Annotated in this window: 19 protein-coding genes and 1 pseudogene; 7 read left to right on the top strand and 13 right to left on the bottom strand. The window is 61.0% G+C overall.

The annotated features are described in order from the left end of the window. Positions 1–66 precede the first annotated feature (66 nt). From HGK27_RS15455 to HGK27_RS15425, 8 genes and pseudogenes are all read right to left on the bottom strand, one after another. The gene (locus HGK27_RS15455) at positions 67–558 is read right to left on the bottom strand and encodes a helix-turn-helix domain-containing protein (RefSeq protein ID WP_206241684.1); all 492 of its coding nucleotides are present in this window, start codon (positions 556–558) and stop codon (positions 67–69) included. Positions 559–1,268: 710 nt separating this feature from the next. Then, positions 1,269–1,505 carry a hypothetical protein gene (locus HGK27_RS15450; protein ID WP_206241683.1) on the bottom strand — a complete coding sequence of 79 codons (237 nt, stop codon included), beginning with the start codon at positions 1,503–1,505 and terminating at the stop codon, positions 1,269–1,271. Between the two features lie 316 nt (positions 1,506–1,821). Next, on the bottom strand, positions 1,822–2,037 hold the full coding sequence (locus tag HGK27_RS15445; protein ID WP_206241682.1) for a helix-turn-helix transcriptional regulator: 216 nt from the start codon (positions 2,035–2,037) through the stop codon (positions 1,822–1,824). Positions 2,038–2,321: 284 nt separating this feature from the next. Continuing rightward, the gene (locus tag HGK27_RS31435) at positions 2,322–2,510 is read right to left on the bottom strand and encodes a type II toxin -antitoxin system TacA 1-like antitoxin (protein ID WP_206241681.1); all 189 of its coding nucleotides are present in this window, start codon (positions 2,508–2,510) and stop codon (positions 2,322–2,324) included. A 78-nt stretch (positions 2,511–2,588) separates the two neighbouring features. Then, positions 2,589–3,308: an RES family NAD+ phosphorylase gene (locus HGK27_RS15435; protein WP_206241680.1), complete on the bottom strand. Its 720-nt coding sequence runs from the start codon at positions 3,306–3,308 to the stop codon at positions 2,589–2,591. Beyond that, positions 3,280–3,447, bottom strand: a complete 168-nt coding sequence (locus HGK27_RS31075) for an MbcA/ParS/Xre antitoxin family protein (RefSeq protein ID WP_241127203.1) — start codon at positions 3,445–3,447, stop codon at positions 3,280–3,282. The genes HGK27_RS15435 and HGK27_RS31075 overlap by 29 nt, the downstream gene beginning before the upstream one ends. A gap of 3 nt (positions 3,448–3,450) precedes the next feature. Continuing rightward, a pseudogene (locus HGK27_RS31365) lies at positions 3,451–3,654 on the bottom strand (antitoxin Xre-like helix-turn-helix domain-containing protein); the annotation flags it as partial. Positions 3,655–3,694: 40 nt separating this feature from the next. Continuing rightward, on the bottom strand, positions 3,695–3,955 hold the full coding sequence (locus HGK27_RS15425) for a DNA binding protein (protein WP_206241679.1): 261 nt from the start codon (positions 3,953–3,955) through the stop codon (positions 3,695–3,697). A 214-nt stretch (positions 3,956–4,169) separates the two neighbouring features. On the opposite strand from HGK27_RS15425, the gene dcm reads away from it, so the two are divergent. Both dcm and HGK27_RS15415 read left to right on the top strand, forming a co-directional pair. Next, entirely contained in the window at positions 4,170–5,402 is a 1,233-nt protein-coding gene (gene dcm, locus HGK27_RS15420) for a DNA (cytosine-5-)-methyltransferase (RefSeq protein ID WP_206241677.1), read from the top strand. A gap of 28 nt (positions 5,403–5,430) precedes the next feature. Further along, a complete protein-coding gene (locus HGK27_RS15415; RefSeq protein ID WP_241127202.1) occupies positions 5,431–5,889 on the top strand; it encodes a very short patch repair endonuclease in 459 nt (152 codons plus the stop codon). Between the two features lie 16 nt (positions 5,890–5,905). On the opposite strand, the gene HGK27_RS15410 is transcribed toward HGK27_RS15415, so the two are convergent. The 3 genes from HGK27_RS15410 to HGK27_RS15400 form a co-directional block, all read right to left on the bottom strand. Then, a complete protein-coding gene (locus tag HGK27_RS15410) occupies positions 5,906–7,270 on the bottom strand; it encodes a type II restriction endonuclease (RefSeq protein WP_206241675.1) in 1,365 nt (454 codons plus the stop codon). A gap of 197 nt (positions 7,271–7,467) precedes the next feature. After that, complete coding sequence (locus HGK27_RS15405) at positions 7,468–7,683, bottom strand: helix-turn-helix transcriptional regulator (protein WP_206241674.1); 216 nt, start codon at positions 7,681–7,683, stop codon at positions 7,468–7,470. 266 nt (positions 7,684–7,949) lie between these two features. After that, on the bottom strand, positions 7,950–8,177 hold the full coding sequence (locus HGK27_RS15400; protein WP_206241673.1) for a helix-turn-helix transcriptional regulator: 228 nt from the start codon (positions 8,175–8,177) through the stop codon (positions 7,950–7,952). Positions 8,178–8,835: 658 nt separating this feature from the next. Here HGK27_RS15400 and HGK27_RS15395 point away from each other — a divergent pair. The 4 genes from HGK27_RS15395 to HGK27_RS15380 all read left to right on the top strand — a co-directional run bounded on the left by HGK27_RS15395 (position 8,836) and on the right by HGK27_RS15380 (position 11,939). After that, a complete protein-coding gene (locus HGK27_RS15395) occupies positions 8,836–9,771 on the top strand; it encodes an ArdC family protein (protein ID WP_206241672.1) in 936 nt (311 codons plus the stop codon). Further along, positions 9,768–10,457: a sigma factor-like helix-turn-helix DNA-binding protein gene (locus HGK27_RS31070; RefSeq protein WP_241127200.1), complete on the top strand. Its 690-nt coding sequence runs from the start codon at positions 9,768–9,770 to the stop codon at positions 10,455–10,457. Before HGK27_RS15395 ends, HGK27_RS31070 begins: the two co-directional genes overlap by 4 nt. A gap of 73 nt (positions 10,458–10,530) precedes the next feature. Next, positions 10,531–11,424 (top strand): HEPN domain-containing protein, encoded by an 894-nt coding sequence (locus tag HGK27_RS15385; RefSeq protein WP_206241670.1) that lies wholly within the window; start codon positions 10,531–10,533, stop codon positions 11,422–11,424. Between the two features lie 50 nt (positions 11,425–11,474). Next, entirely contained in the window at positions 11,475–11,939 is a 465-nt protein-coding gene (locus tag HGK27_RS15380; RefSeq protein ID WP_206241668.1) for a hypothetical protein, read from the top strand. A gap of 59 nt (positions 11,940–11,998) precedes the next feature. Here HGK27_RS15380 and HGK27_RS15375 read toward each other — a convergent pair whose 3' ends face one another. Both HGK27_RS15375 and HGK27_RS15370 read right to left on the bottom strand, forming a co-directional pair. Continuing rightward, complete coding sequence (locus HGK27_RS15375; protein WP_206241666.1) at positions 11,999–12,223, bottom strand: conjugal transfer protein TraD; 225 nt, start codon at positions 12,221–12,223, stop codon at positions 11,999–12,001. Between the two features lie 16 nt (positions 12,224–12,239). Next, positions 12,240–12,587 carry a conjugal transfer protein TraD gene (locus HGK27_RS15370; RefSeq protein ID WP_206241665.1) on the bottom strand — a complete coding sequence of 116 codons (348 nt, stop codon included), beginning with the start codon at positions 12,585–12,587 and terminating at the stop codon, positions 12,240–12,242. Positions 12,588–12,759: 172 nt separating this feature from the next. Here HGK27_RS15370 and traA point away from each other — a divergent pair, with 172 nt between their 5' ends. Beyond that, positions 12,760–15,846 (top strand): Ti-type conjugative transfer relaxase TraA, encoded by a 3,087-nt coding sequence (gene traA, locus HGK27_RS15365; RefSeq protein ID WP_206241664.1) that lies wholly within the window; start codon positions 12,760–12,762, stop codon positions 15,844–15,846. Positions 15,847–15,862 lie beyond the last annotated feature (16 nt).

Below are 15,862 nucleotides of genomic sequence, written 5' to 3'. Positions count from 1 at the left end.
AAGTCTCCATCCCACGGGCGGCATAGCCGGCGCGGTATCTGATGATTCGGTTACGTGAAGACGGTCCTAGTGAAGCAGTCCGCGCATGGCGCCGAGCAGGGAGACAGCCATAAAGGCTATCAGCAGCGCCCACCCCAGCATTTCAACGCGTGACAACGTATTAGTCGGCCTCCGTGCCGTTGGTACGGGCCAGCCAAGACTTCTTTGCTCCATCGGTTGCTGGGCTGTGTAGGGCACCAGAACCTCCTGAACGATGATCGTCTCATCCGGCTCGATCGCAGACGAGGCCAAGTTGCCCATTTCCGGCGTTTCGTTGAGTTCAGTCGGAGGGGATACCACTGGATGGGATGGGCTGAGACCTTCGTGCTCGGCAAACAGACGGGCCGCCTCAGAGCTCCGGCTGACCCCCAGATGCTGCCTGGCACGCTTCAGGTGCTGGGTGACCATATCCGGACTGATCGAGAGTTTGGCGGCGATGGCCTTCGTCTCGTGCTGGCCGTACTTCAACCGGAGGCAATCTTTTTGCCGTTCGGTGAGCCGATCAAATCCGTCCCTCATGAACCTAATCTGCCTATTTTTGTGCGACACGATTTGCCAATTTGGCTGACGTGATGGTCCATGGAGAATCGAGGTATCCAGCCAGAGCCGGTTCCGATGCACGGAATGCCGCCTTTAACCTGATATCTTTGAAGTCCATCCGCCCGGATTTTGCCAGCCCGCCGCCGTGTTATCACGCGCCATGGTTGAGGCAATATCGGCTGTTACAATCGTTCCCACTTCTTTGTGACGCTTTGCCGGTCAGAGCCGGGGCGGCCCGTCATTCGGGGCTGCCGAGACGTCGTTCGCGCGCGCTTCCCTTGCATCTCAAGGCGGCCTGCCGAGATCTGCTGCGCGATCCTGTTTCAATTGGGCGGGTTTGCGCAGCCTGGGCGATTGTTCATTCTTGCAAAGACTGACGGTCGGGATTTCGACCAGTGATGGATGGTATGGGGAGGTATCGGCTCGTGACAATGCGATGCTCAACCTCTCAGGTTGATGTCACGTCACTTGTCTGAAGCCGGGATCGCACATGTTCCCGCTCGGGATCATTCGTCAGATTTCGTCTCGAAAAACGCCTTTTGATCCCGAACGGGTACACCTCACCTGAGGTACAGCGCTGCAGCCATGAATTATGAGAAACCCTGCGGGGTACTGGCGGTCCTTTTGAGGTCCGCGTTTGGTTTATCAGGGGCGGCGGGGCCCAATTCCACAATGTGACAAATCGCCAATTATTCCGGAGCGCCAGTGGTATCCGATCGAAGGTGAGCCTCGACCCACGCCGCATCGAACTTTTGCCCTATGCACTCGATCCACAATGTGCTGCCATCCTCAGTCGGTGACATCTTTCTCAGAACCTTGGCGCAGCCTTCGAACGTGTCATCGAAGACAGGTAAGATGACGCCCTGTTTGCTCTCGACAAAAAGAGTGGCCGCCGCTTTTCCAGCGGGAAGGATATCTAGCTTCATAGGGTTACTCGCGCGTCTTCGTTGTTCGCCGTAGGTAAAAATGCGTGGACGCGTCAGGAACTCAGGGTGTCCGGTTTGGTTCCCATGCATATCAACGGTATGTCGATGAAAATGCACTGTTAGGCGCGATTTTTTCAGAAAACTGTTTGTGAGCTTAAGTCCGGTGGCAATCGGCTGCGTGGGTGCAGTTAACGGGCCGCCGCGCGTCTCTGGATCTGGCGAAAAGATAGCGACTTAGGTTGCGTTCATGTGGCGTGCCAAGAGCTGTTGAAGGGAGGCTGGCAGCTGGCCGAAAACGCTGGCCCGGAGGACTGCGTTATCCCTGATCTGGCGGAAGCATGCTCTCCGCGCTCCAGTTTATGGGATTGTCGCACCAATTCTGGAGGACGGATTCCTTCCAGCCGCAGCGCCGGGTGGAGAGCTTGGTCTGGGCCGGGAAGCTGCCGTCCTGGATTTTCCGGTAGAGGGTCGCCCGGCTCAGGCTGGTACGCTTGAGCACTTCGGCGAGGCGGATGAAGGAATCGGTGGCCATAAGGACAATCCTTTCACGAGATATCGTGCGCCGATTGTCGTCTAAAATGCTGGCAGCTTGAACGGTGCAAATAGGGTCAAAAGCGGTCAGGAAGGGACAAATGGGACATTTCCCCGCATCTTGAAGATGCCTCTTGTCGTCACTTGCCATGCGGTCGGCATGACGGGGCGCTCTGAAAGTCCTTGAGCGGCTGGCGGCGTGGTGGTGGCGAACACTCTCAGGGCGTCTGTTTTTCGATTGAGGTTCGCGGTTCCGCAGGTTGCGCGCGAATTTTCACCCACCTGTTAGTCTCTCTCGCTCGTGGCGGTGATGAAAGGGTCTGCCAATGCTTCCGCAGCTGCTTCAACGGCCGCCAGCTTTATGAAGTCTGTTCGGCGACAGCCCCGCAATGCCGCAGCGCGATCAATCACGGCAAGCTCCGTAGCTTGGAAATTGACAGAAATGGCGGGGCTTTGGCTTTTGGAGGCAGGCATGTTTTTCTCTAGGGCTGGCATTGATCCGGCGTGTTTCGCCCTTGCTGCCGCCCCCGTCAGATATCCCTGATCCGTATCCTATAATCCGAACTGGGAGCCAGAGAATTCATGCCGTTCCTCGGAAGGGAAGGCACCGAGCACTGAGAGACGTCCATGCTGGTGACGAAAATGCCATGTCCTGTGGATCGTGGGCATGGCGACCTCAAAGGCATCGGGAGCGAGAACCACAACATTGCATTGTCCGTCGTCCGCACGCGCGGACAATGTTCGGATCAAGGCTGTCTGAGCTTCGCGTGCCTGTGTGGCCAAGTCCTGGCATGGTGCATAGTCGTCCGGTGCCGTCCAATCGGCTTCCTGTTTCGCGAAAGGCTCGATCGTGAGATCCAGGGCACGGTCGGTCGCGACACGCACATGGAAGCTGGTGTATTCCACTGTCGTGGTGGGAGGGGAGAAGCCCGGCGATCGGCTGAAGAAGCGCAAGGACCAGTAAGCGGCTTCGGCGATGGCAGTTGTTTCCGCCTCGGCGGCATAGAAGATGCCGGGGCGCTCATTGGCGCGGCGGAAGCGGCTCGCGCTCTTGTGGCCATAGCGAAAGGGCGTGGCGAGCAGGAAGTGCAGATGCCGAGCGCTTTCCGGCACCATCGGCTTTACCTCCTCGGCCAGTTCTTCCAGCAAGGCTTGGGTGGCGCCGTCCCGGGCCAGCCGGTTCGTCGAAATCCGGTGCTGCCCCTCGACCAGCCGCCAGATCGCGCCCTGGTAGGTCCGATGCTCAGACGCGATCGCGGTAGAAGTCCACATAGTCACACACTTCGATCAGGCCGCGCATCGTGTCGAGTTTGTCGATCGGCTTGGCCGCCAGATCGAGATTGACCGTGTCGATCCAGCGCCGCGCGGCGGTATCATCGCTGCCGAGCAGGGCATCGAGGCTGCGGAACAAACGCAGCAGGAATTGCCCGGCTTCGAAGGATTTGGAGGCTGGATCCAGTTCGGTTGTCCCTCGCTTCAGACGGGAGATTGTTGGCGCGGAGAGGCCGAGGATTGCCCCAAGCTTGGTGTTGCTGAGCGCCCAGAACTCGGCGATGCGGACGATGGCTTCGCTCAGCGCCGGGGCGCGATCAGTCTGCGGAGTGGCGAGGCCAGGTATGACGATATCCTTTCACATGGAGGATGTAGTCTTCATTTGTTCAAATGACCAGGGGGATTGTTCTTTTTTGCCAGCTTGCCTCTGATTGGATGCAGGTTGGATGATGCCGACCGTCGAGGTTGAGAATGGCCCTGATTGTGACGTGGTGTGCGGGTTGGTCGTCAGTGGGTTCCGGAAGCGGCGGGAAAAACTCCCGAGACGGCTTGGGGATCACAAAGCCGGCCTGCTTTCCCTTGGCGGCGCCGCTGTCATTATGGCTAAGCCGCTTGAAGAATGGACCCTCAAACTCTTGATCAATCACCGAATCACCTCGCTTTTACGAATGCATGTTCCCTGCATGCGCAATTGTTAAGCTCCGGCGAAACGTGATCGCGCGCTGGTCCTTCAAGGCTGTAGACAACTCCCGAGTGCGCGAACATTACTGGAACAAATGGGGTTGCGCGGCGGGAATCGTGCTGTCATGGTGTCAAAAAATGACCCGGCAAATGTTCTCTGCCGGCTTGGAGTAATGAACTATGACAAACGGCAGCTTCGCGACATTTTTTGCCCAGTCAGGGCTGTCGCTGGAGGAAGCCGAGGAGCAGCTGGGGGTGACCCCTCGCCATATCCGGCGCTACGTAGCGGGAGAGGTCGAGGCGCCCAAGCTGGTTCGTGAGAAAATTCAGGGGATAGCAGCCGCGCGGCTGGCAGCGCGCAAGCCAGCCAAATTCCGCTTTATCGATCTGTTTGCAGGCATCGGCGGCCTGCGGATCGGTTTCGAGGGGATTGGCGGCAAGTGCGTCTTCACCAGCGAATGGGATCGCTGGTCGAACGAGACCTATCGCAAGAATTTTCCGGATGGCGACGACCACCTGATGGTCGGTGATATTCGGCCCTATGGAGCCGATCCGGCGCTGATCCCGGAGTTCGATGTGTTGCTGGCAGGCTTCCCCTGCCAGCCGTTCTCGCTGGCCGGCGTGTCCAAGAAAAATTCCCTTGGCCGTGCTCATGGCTTTGCCGACGAGAAGCAGGGCAACCTGTTCTTCGAGATCGAGAGCATCCTGCGCCATCACCGGCCGGCCGCTTTCCTGCTGGAGAACGTCAAGCATCTCCAGCGGCACGACAAGGGCAACACCTTCGAGGTCATCCGCCGTACGCTCGAGGATGATCTGGACTACGAGATCGATGTGAAAATCATCAGCTCCGAGCCCTGGGTGCCCCAGAAGCGCGAGCGCATTTTCATCGTGGGCTTCCGGAAGGACGTTGGCTTCAAATTTGACGGGTTCAAGGATCTGGTCCCGCCGCAGGAGGACTGGCCAACCCTTCAGTCGATCCTGCATTCCCATAACGAGGTGGACGCCAAATACACGCTGACACCCCGGCTGTGGGAGTATCTTCAGGACTACCGCGCCAAGCATGAAAAGGCGGGCAACGGCTTCGGCTACAGCATGTTTGGCCCGGGCGACGTCACCCGGACGCTGTCGGCCCGTTACCACAAGGATGGTTCCGAGATCCTGATCAACCAGAAGGGCACGCGCCCGCGTCGTCTGACCCCCCGGGAATGCGCGCGCCTGATGGGGTTCGAGAGCGACGAGCGGAAGTGGCATATTCCGGTCTCGGACACACAGGCCTATCGCCAGTTCGGCAACGCCGTGGTTGTCCCGGTGGTCGAGGCAATCGCAAAATACATGGAACCGTTCATCACCAGAATGCTGGAAATCGAGGCTGAAGAGGCGGTGCCCCTGCGGGACATGGCTGCCGTTGGCTGACGTCGTTTCCCCGGAGATTCGGAGCCGGATGATGGCCGGCATCCGGGGGGCCGATACGAAGCCGGAAATGCTTCTCCGTAAAGGACTTCATGCGCTGGGCTGGCGCTACCGGCTGCACGGCCAGAAGCTGCCCGGCAAGCCGGATCTGGTGTTTGCCGGGCGCCGGGCGCTTGTCTTTGCTCATGGATGCTTCTGGCATGGCCATGACTGCCATCTCTTCAAATGGCCCAAAACGCGCGAGGAATTCTGGGCTACCAAGATCGGCTCCAACATCACGCGCGACATGCGGGTGAGGCAGAGCCTCCTTGGCGATGGCTGGCGGGTGCTGGAGGTCTGGGAATGTCAGCTCAAGGGAAGGACCAGGCAACCGCTGGAAGATGTGCTGATGTCCTGCGATGCTTTCCTGCGCGGTGACGAAACATTCCTGAGCATAGGCGAGGACCGGCACGTACCGGTTCCTGATCCGCTGAAGCCGGAAAGCCGCTGATCCTCTCTTCCGACTTTCAGGCAGTTGTCCACGCTGGAATACGCCGCCCGGCCAGCTCTTCGCGGAAGAAAGTGCGGAAGTCGATCACGTTATCGTGACGGACATACTCCGTCGATTTCGATTTTTTCAGGCTCTCGGGCACCACAAGGATGATGCCGAGGCTTGCCATGTCCTCGATCGCATTGGCAGCAATCGATTCATCGACAGTCGCAAGGAACAGGTCGTTCGAGGTCATCTCGCGCTGAACCTGTTTCCAGCGTTCCCGCAGCGTGGTCTTGGCGCTCAGGATGAGGCCGGCAGCGGGCCCGCTGGCCGAGCCTGTGAGATGCCGGGCGGAGGGCAGTACGAAGTCAGGCCGTTTCTTGGCTTCCATGATGACCTGTTTGTCGAAGGGCACTCCACCGTCCTGAAGCATCGCCTCGATATGGTGTTCGAAGGAGTAGCCTGCCCTGGATTTGCGCTGCTGGCTGGCTGACAGCATGATGCGGTCGATATCGGCGATTCCGTTCACGAGGCGGCGGATCGTTTCTGCGGTTGTCAGCTCGAACGGTGTGTCGCCAAGGATCGAGCGGACAACCTCGACAGCGCGTTCACGCCGCTGGAATTCCCGGAACAGCTCCCATTCGGTGCCACGGCTGATGTCACGGATCACGTCACCCGGATTGTCGATTTCGAACGGATTCAGGTTCGGGAGCTGCTTTTCGCCCAGATACTGGCCTCTGGCCAGAACAGCCAGTTCGGCGGTAGCGGGCATGGCGGCGCGGCCGGTTGCAAACGCGGCAATGTCGCCCGCTGCCCATGCGATGGCGACCTGTTCCGCGAAATCGAGGATATGGGCACGTTCAGCCGCGAGGATCTCGCGCGGTTCGAAAATGCCTGCGACAAAGTCGGGGCCGATGCCGAGCGTATCCTCAAGCAGATGGGCGTCGTCGGAGTTCGCATCCACCGTCAGGCATTCGAAGCGGGGAAGTTCACCGTTATATCGCCCCATGACCAGCCATGAGGATGGCAGCAGCGTTGCGAAGGCCGCCTTGGGCACCCCGGTCATATGGGTTTCGGCGCCCTTGCTGGTGTAGTGAACCAGCCGGGTCTTTTTCTTCTCTTCCACCTGTGGCCAGATGGTTTCGAAAAAAGTTTCACGGATTGCGCTTTCGCGCCCGTACGTGCGTGCCTTTGTAACGAGTGTCGGGAAGAAGCCGCTGTCGCGTTGCGGCGGTGGCATATAGACACCAGCCTGGTGCTTGTTCTCGAATTGTGCCCAGTCGCGGTCGTTGTTCGACAGTTTCTTGACCAGAACGGCATCTGCCGCGTGAAGCAGATCGTTCAGCAGGGATGTCACCGGTTCAGCGTTGCTGCTGAAAAGATCTGCCTGCTTGACCAAACCCGCCTCCGGTAGATGACACCATGCCTTCTTTTCCCGAAGCTAGGGATGGAAGCCTTCGTCCCGGGTCAATGATCATACAGCTTGGTGAGCTGATTCTGTCAATTATCACGGTGCTTTGGTGGAACGATACCGCCGAAAGAAAGCAGTTTGTCTGCGGATTTTCTCCAGCCCCGGAGCCATTGTTGATCACCTGCTCAGGACGAGCCGTTTTCGGTTGTCCAGCGTGCGGGATTTTTCAGCCAGTCATTGATCGCTGACTCCAGCCATCCGGCGCATCGCGTCGAGATCCTGACCTGAGACGGAAATGTGCCTTCCTTGATCTTGCGATAGATCGTGGATCGACCCAGCCCGGTACGGTCGAGGACGGCACCAAGGCGAAGGTAGCGATCCGGTTGCACAGGCGAGCTCATATCCAAACCCTTTCAAGGTCAAGGTCGCGCTCACGAGACGTATAATTCATCCGATTCGCTGGAAGATCAAGGCATGTCGAGCTGTATCGGCCGCCTTGAACCAATATGCACCTATATGAACCCGTTTGCTCCCCCCGCAAGTGAGGACATAGTGGCTGGAGGCGGACAGATGGGCGCTGGCTTCCTTTCTGTCTGCGGCAGGGATTTTGATCGAGATGGCCCATCGGCGGCATGCACACCGATGGAGTCAGGATGTATCGGTCTTCTTAATCAGCGATCCGGTCTTGCTGACGCATACTGTCGACCGACCAATTGTACGGGTTCTCGCACCAGTGCTTGATCGCAGACTCGCGCCAGCCACAGCAGCGGTGGGAAAGGCGGACCTGGGCCGGGAAGCTTCCTTCCTGAATTTTCCGGTAGAGGGTGGCGCGGCTCAGGCTTGTCCTTCTGAGCACTTCGCTGATGCGGATATAGCAGTCAGGCTGGATGGTCATCAGAGCATCTCCTTTCGAGCAGAGCGGGTGATCCGGCCTGCTATCCAGGTAACATTTGTGAGCTTGTGTGAAGTTGCAAGAGGCTGAGACGAAGCGGAAAATCCGTTGGCATCCGTAGAGGTCTACAGGCGTCCATAGCGGTCTACAGCGTAGATGCGCTTTTTGACGAATTAGTCTCAGGACGTCTCCGGCTCCCCTGTTCGGGGCGCCGGTCGCGCTCTGGTTCCGCTGCGCTCCACTCGAGTCGCCGTTGGCGTCTCGTCGGCAAAGCCGCTGCGATCGCTGACGCGGAAGGGGTGAAGGGCCGCGCCTTTGGCGCGGCGGCCGGGCTTTGCCCGTCCTGGCAGACATCACGCTGCGCGTGATGGCGTTGGCCTCCGGCTCCAGTCTGACGGGTGGGCGTCGCTGCCCTGTAGGCCCGTCGCGGCGCGGCGCAACCCCGGCAGAGCCGGGGTCCTCCATTCCATTGCGGCCCTGCGGGTGCCCCGCGCCTCCATCGACAGGCCTTCTGGTCATGCTCCTGCCGCCCACCCGCCAGACCGGCGCCGGTTTGCGGCGGTTCAGGCAGGAGTGAAGGATCATGGCTTTCAATCATACCTCGCGCAGGCTTTCCAAGCGTTCGGACCAATCCGATGCGGAGGCTTCCCGGCCCCGGCCGATGGAGGAGCTCTATTCCACGGTGACGGCGCGCATTGTTGCGGAGCTGGAAGAGGGGCGGCTCCCTTGGGTGCAGCCTTGGGACAATTCCTTTGTGCTGGCTGGCTTCCCGAGAAACGCAGGCACCGGACGGCCCTATTCCGGGATCAACATTCTGATTCTCTGGCAGGCCCTTTTTGATCGGGAGTTTACCGCGCAGCGCTGGCTGACGTTCAAGCAGGCCGAGGCGCTGGGCGGCCATGTCCGCAAGGGCGAGCGCGGAGTCACCGTCTGTTATGCTGATCGCTTTACGCCCAAGGATGAGCGGGGTAGCGATGGCGGCGTGGGCGCGGACGAAGGGGCGTCATCAGGCGCCGGGGATGAGGCGCGCAAGATTGCTTTCCTCAAGCGCTTCACGGTATTCAATGTTGCGCAATGTGACGGGCTGCCCGAGCATCTCTATGAAGCCGAAGATCGGGAACAACGGGCCGATCTGGTGACCATCCCTGAGGCCGAGGCGCTGATTGCGGCGAGCGGGGCCAACATTACCGTCGGATCACCGAATGCTTGCTACAGGCCGCGTGCTGATCGGATCGAGGTGCCGTTGCAGGCAGCTTTCATCGAGCCCATCAATTACTATCGCACCGTATTGCATGAGCTAGGCCATTGGACGGGCCATCCCTCCCGGCTGGATCGCGATCAGACCGGGCGGTTCGGCACTGCCTCTTATGGGCGGGAGGAACTGATCGCGGAGATGTGCAGCGCCTTCACCTGCGCCGCCTTGGGCATCGTGCCGACCGTGCGGCACGCTGACTACATCGCTTGTTGGCTGGAGGTGCTGAAGGGTGACAACCGCGCGATCTTCCGGGCGGCAAGTCAGGCCAGCAAGGCGGCTGATTTTTTGCTGGCGTTTCGGGCCGGCGTTGATGCTGCGATTGATGCGGGAGGCGTCGCATGAGCGGGGCGGGCACGGGCAATCAGTCCGGTTCCGTCGGGCCTGCCGGAGGCGAGCCTTTGGATCAAGCGGCAGGCATCGAGGGCGCCGAGGTTGGAGCGGCGCCCGATGTCAACGCGCCAAGCCTTGCGGAGATGGAGGCTATCTTCGCAGCCATGCCGAATTTGGCTCGCGACATCTTCATTGCCTGGCGCTTCCATAAGCTCTCGATGGAGGAAATGTGCCGACAGACCGGCCTGTCCCGCAAGCAGGTGAGGCGGCAGTTCGCCAAGGCTGTCGAGCATTTGCATCACTCCCATTCGGGCATGGAGCAATGGCGCGAGCACGTTGCTGCGCTTCCTCTTGCCGATCTGGAAACAATCAGGGCCAGTCTGCGGATGAGTGTGCGGCCAAAGAGCGCTTATGAACGGGTCAGGGCAAGCTGCGTGCCCCCGAAGCGACCTGCCAAGGGCCCTCCGCCTGATGCTGCAACGATCGCGCGGATGAACGATGCACTGTTGCGCATGTCGAGGCTGGAGCGGGATGTGTTCCTCTCTGTGAGACTGGATTATCTGTCCTATGCCGAGATCGGGGAGAAGATCGGCATGTCCGACGAGAAGGTGATGAAGCTTGTCGGCAGGGCCCTTTACAATCTGGACCGCAACCTTCGCGATCCGCACCGGCACTGGTGGCGCCGCTGGCTGTGGTGAGCTGATGCGGCCTTGCCCGGCTCTCGTGTCGGGCAAGGTTGCGCAAAACCGTTGAATTGCTAGGATTCGATCCATGCGCACGGAACTCGACCATCTCCCGGCCAAAAAGCAGCGTGAGCTGGCCCATATCGTGCGCGTGCTCTTCGAGGAATTCGAAGCGGCCCATGCCACCGGCACCCAGAAATGGAAGAAGCAGGGGCGGCTGTTCAAGATCGTGCTCTACGGCAGCTATGCCCGTGGCACCTGGGTGGATGACCCGGTCGGGGGTTACAAATCTGACTATGATATTCTGATCGTGGTCAGTGATGAGCGGCTGACAGAGTTTGAATTCTGGTCGGCGGCGGAATCGCGGCTGATGCGTGACATGACGATCTTCAACACCCTGTCGGCGCCGGTCAATCTGATCGTCCATTCGCTGACGGATGTGAACTATCAGCTGGAACGCGGACGGCCCTTCTTCATCGACATCGTGCGGGATGGTATCGCCCTCTACGATGAAGAAGGGTTTTGTTTCGCCCAGCCCCGCCATCTGCCCGAACCAGAGGCCAAGGTTGAGGCGCAGGGGTATTTCGACAAATGGTTTTCCAGCGCGGCTGCCTTCCGGAAGATGGCGCTCGTCGCGATAGAAAATGGCGACAACAATGAGGCAGCTTTCGTTCTGCATCAGGCGGTAGAGCGGCTCTACCATTGCACGCTGCTTGTGCTGACTCTCTACAGCCCTAAATCCCACAAGCTGAATTTCCTGCGCTCCCATGCAGAAGAAGTGGCGCCTGAACTAATCGCGGCTTGGCCACGCAATGATCGCATGAGCCGCCGCTGTTATGAGCTGTTGCGGCAGGCTTACGTTAACGCGCGCTACTCCGATGCCTACGTCATAACGGTTGATGAGCTGAACTATGCCGCCGGACGGGTGGTTGAGTTGCAGCAAGCGGTTGAACAGGTCTGCCGGAATCGGTTGGCTTCATAGCGGGACGTTTCCCCGATCAGCGCCTTCCCCCTCACTTTCTGGAGATTGGCATGCGCTACTTCCTCGACACGGAATTCAATGGCTTTGGCGGCGAGCTGATTTCCATTGCGTTGGTTCCGGAGGATGAGGCCCGGTCGCATTTCTATGAGGCCATCACCTGCGCGGCGCCGACGCCATGGGTCGCGGAAAACGTCTTGCCCGTGCTGGAAGTTAAGCCTCGCAGTCGGGCCGAGGTGGCCAAGCGCTTTGCCCGGTACCTCCATAACGATGAGGCGCCGTTACTGGTCGCGGACTGGCCGGAGGACATCGCTCATGCATCGCGTCTGCTGATCACCGGTCCCGGCATGATGCTACCCGTGCGCGGCTTGCGCTTCGAGCTCTTCGACCCGGACATCATCATTGCGGGGGGAGAGCATCCTTCAGCGGTGCCGCACAATGCCCGGCACGATGCGGTTGCCTTGCGGGCAAAGATCCTTGCCCATGAGGTATGGGAGGCTTCCTTCCTCAAGGGTTAAAGCAGGAAGCCTCCCATTCTCTATCGAGTTGCAGCGCCCCGTAGACCTGTGCCCGGCTATCACGGTCGGCATTCCCCATCCCGGTCCGCGGCGAATGTCCGTTGCCCGCGTCGCCGCCATAATGTCAGCGCTTTTTCGCGCTCCTCGCCGCGCAATCGGGCGGCAGCCTCCACCATGATACCGAGCAGTACCGCGCGATCATCTTCGGCCAGCTCGACGAGTCCGGCCTTGATGACCAGTCCGCCGAGCTCGATCAGATGGCGCGTGCGTTCACGGCGCTTCACTTGCCATTCGCGGGTGTCACGCCGCGCCGCCTGAACCTTGAGCCGGTTGAGCGCTTGGCGTGAGCGGCGGTGCGCTGCCATCACCGCGATCAGCGCCAGATGTTGCGGATTTCGTCCCGCGCTGAAAGAAGGCCGCGCCCGCCTTGCGCCAGCCCTCCCGCGTCTGTCGTTCGGTGGCGTTGGGCGCGGTGACGGTGGATGCAGCAGCGGCGAGCAACGCGCCCGCCAGCTCCTCGATCGGCAGCGCGTCAGCCCCGGTCGCAATCACCAACTCGCCGAGCTGCTGTTGCTTGCGGGTTTTGAGCTGGTTGGCGCGGGCTTCCAGGGCCTTGAGGTCAGCATCGAAATCGCGAGGTTTACGCATCGAGTCGGTCCTTCCTTGAGGGGAACGGACAGACCAGCTATCCCTTGCTGCAAGCGATGCCAAGTTGCTGAAATCCCCTGAGACCGTGTGATCCCGAATATCCCGAAAGGGTTGGAGGGCGCGCTTATACGTCGTGCCGACGTGCGCTTTGAGGTGTAGATGGATGGCCGTCATGGCGATCTACCACTTCTCGGCCAAGGTCATCTCGCGCGCCAGCGGCTCCTCCGCCGTGGCCGCCGCCGCCTACCGCTGCGCGGGCCGCCTGCACGATGAGCGCCTGGGCCGAACCCATGACTTTTCCAACAAGCGCGACGTGGTCCACAGCGAAGTGCTGCTGCCCGAAGGCGCCAACGAAGAATGGCTGGATCGCGAGAAGCTCTGGAATGCGGTCGAGGCCGCCGAGCTGCGCAAGGACGCCCAGCTCTCCCGCGAGGTAGAGTTCGCCATCCCTCGCGAGATGAATCAGGAGCAGGGCATCGCGCTGGCCCGTGACTTTGTGAAAGCCGAGTTTGTGAACCGGGGCATGATCGCCGATCTCAATGTCCACTGGGATATGGGGGAGGACGGCAGCCCCAAACCCCATGCCCATGTGATGCTGACGATGCGGGAAGTCCGCACCGACGAGAACGGGGCGAACACCTTCGGCGCCAAGGTTCGCGACTGGAACCGGACCGAGCTTCTGACTCATTGGCGCGAGGCTTGGGCCGATCATGTCAACCAGCGCCTGGCCGAGCTGGATATCGATGCCAGCGTGGATCACCGCAGCTATGAGGATCAGGGCATCGACCTTGAGCCCCAGCACAAGATCGGCGCCGCCGGACAGCGCATGCAGGGGCAGGGTTTGGACAGCGACCGGGCCGAGGATCATCTCCGCATTGCGCGGGAGAACGGCGAAAAGCTGATCGCCTATCCGGAGCTGGCGCTGGACGCCATCACCCATCAACAGGCGACCTTCACCAACCGCGATCTGGCGCGCTTCGTTCACCGCCACAGCGAGGGGCTGGAGCAGTTCAACGCGGTGACGGCAGCGGTGAAGGGCTCGCCCGAACTGGTCGAGCTGGGGCACGATGCATCGGGGCAGGAGCGCTTCACCAGCAAGGAGATGATCGAGACGGAGGAGCGGTTGCGCCGGGCGGTGGAACTGATGGCGCAGCGCGAGCATCACCGTGTCAGCGATGCAGCGCGGGAGGGCGCGCTGGCCCGCGCCGCCAGCGAGCGCAATCTGGTGCTGTCGGGCGAACAAGCCGATGCGCTGGCCCATGTGACGGGCGCTCGCGATCTCGGTGTGGTGATCGGCACGGCGGGGGCGGGCAAGAGCGCGATGCTGGGTGTTGCCCGCGAAGCCTGGGAGGAGGCTGGCTACACTGTGCGGGGCGCGGCACTCTCCGGCATCGCAGCGGAAAATCTGGAGAGCGGATCGGGCATCGCTTCGCGCACGCTGGCCAGCATGGAGCACGGCTGGAAGCAGGGCTATGACCTGCTGACTTCGCGCGATGTGCTGGTGATCGATGAGGCGGGGATGGTCGGCACCCGCCAGCTTGAGCGGGTTGTCGCTCATGCCGCCGAGGCCGGGGCCAAGCTGGTGATGGTCGGTGATCCGCAGCAACTCCAGGCCATCGAGGCGGGCGCGGCCTTCCGCGCGATCCATGAGCGGCACGGTGGCGTGGAAATCACTGAGGTTCGGCGGCAGCGTGAGGACTGGCAGCGCCAGGCCACGCGCGATCTGGCGACAGGCAAGGTGGATGCCGCAATCGAGGCCTACGCGGACAAGGATCACGTCCATGCGGCGGAAACCCGCGAGGCCGCGCGGGTCGATCTGATCGACCGTTGGGATACCCAGCGGCGGGAAAAACCGGAGGCGAGCCGGATCATCCTGACCCACACCAATGCCGAGGTTCATGAACTCAACGAGGCCGCGCGCGGCAGGCTGCGCAGTGCTGGTGAGTTGGGCGACGATGTGACCATCAAGGTAGAGCGCGGAGAACGGTGCTTCGCCACCGGGGACCGCATCATGTTCCTCAAGAATGAGCGGAGCCTTGAGGTCAAGAACGGCACGCTGGCAACCATCGAGGCGGTCAGCCAGACGGGCATGACAGCGAGGCTGGATGATGGGCAGCCCGTCTCCTTCGATCTGAAGGACTATGCACATGTCGATCATGGCTACGCCGCCACCATCCATAAGGCGCAGGGCATGACGGTGGACCGGACCCACGTACTGGCCACGCCCGGTCTGGATGCCCATGGTTCCTATGTCGCCTTGTCACGCCATCGCGATGGCGTGGAGCTGCATTTTGGGCGGGATGACTTCGCCGATCGGCGTGAGCTGGCCGATCGGCTCGGCCGGGATCGTTCGAAGGATATGGCCACGGATTATGCACAGGGCCGAGAAGCACAGCCCGCGTCTAATCCCGCCCAGGCCTTTGCCGAGCGGCGGGGCATCAGGGTCAGCGAACGCATTGTCGAGATGCTGCGCAAGGCGATGCCGGAGAAGTTTCGCGACGCCTTCGATAAGATGGCGCCGCCCAGGGAGCGGCCTGGTCCCGACAAGGCTGGGCCAGAGCCTACCAAGCCACCCGAAGCCGAAAAGCCGCGTGGGCGTTTCGACGGGCTGCGGTTGCGCGCGCCTGCTGTTGAACCGGCAGCCCCGCCGCCACCGGCACGCGGGCGGTTTGATGGGCTGAAGCTGGGGAAGCTCGCCATGCCCGAACCGAAGGTTCAGGAAGACCCCTTGGGCAAGGCCGTCGAGCGGTATGCCAAGGCCATGGTCGAGATCACCCGGATGAAGGAGCGGGGCCTTGCCCCGTTGGAAATGCAGAAGGCCGAAAGGGCGCGGGCAACCGAGGCGCTGGATGCGTTGCAGCCGCAGGGGGCCCGCGATCTTCATGCGGCGTTTTCCAAAGACCCGGCTCTGGTCAGCGAGGCGGCCAATGGGCGCACGGCCAACACCATCCGTCAGCTTCAACTGGAGGCGGAGCTGCGCACCAATCCGCAGCTGCGTGCCGATGCCTTTGCCAGTGAGTGGAACAGCCGCGCCCAGAAGCTTCAGGCGTTCAAACGAGACGGGTATGATGAGCGCGCCGAACGGGTTTGCGCCGGTATGCGCGACATGGCAAAGCAGCTCCAGCGCGACCCGCAGATCGAGTCGCTGCTGCGTGAACAGAAGCGGCTCATAGGGCTGAGTTCTCGTGAGAGCGGAAGTTTGTCTCAGGACCTCCAGGAGTGGTTGGGCCGCTCGCGCGGGATCAGCATCGGGATGTAGGCTGGCGGGCGCGAGG

This window comes from Novosphingobium terrae, assembly GCF_017163935.1.
Taxonomy (GTDB): Bacteria; Pseudomonadota; Alphaproteobacteria; order Sphingomonadales; family Sphingomonadaceae; genus Novosphingobium; species Novosphingobium terrae.
Note: the sequence above shows the minus strand (reverse complement) of the source record. Positions and strands in the feature narration are given on the sequence as shown.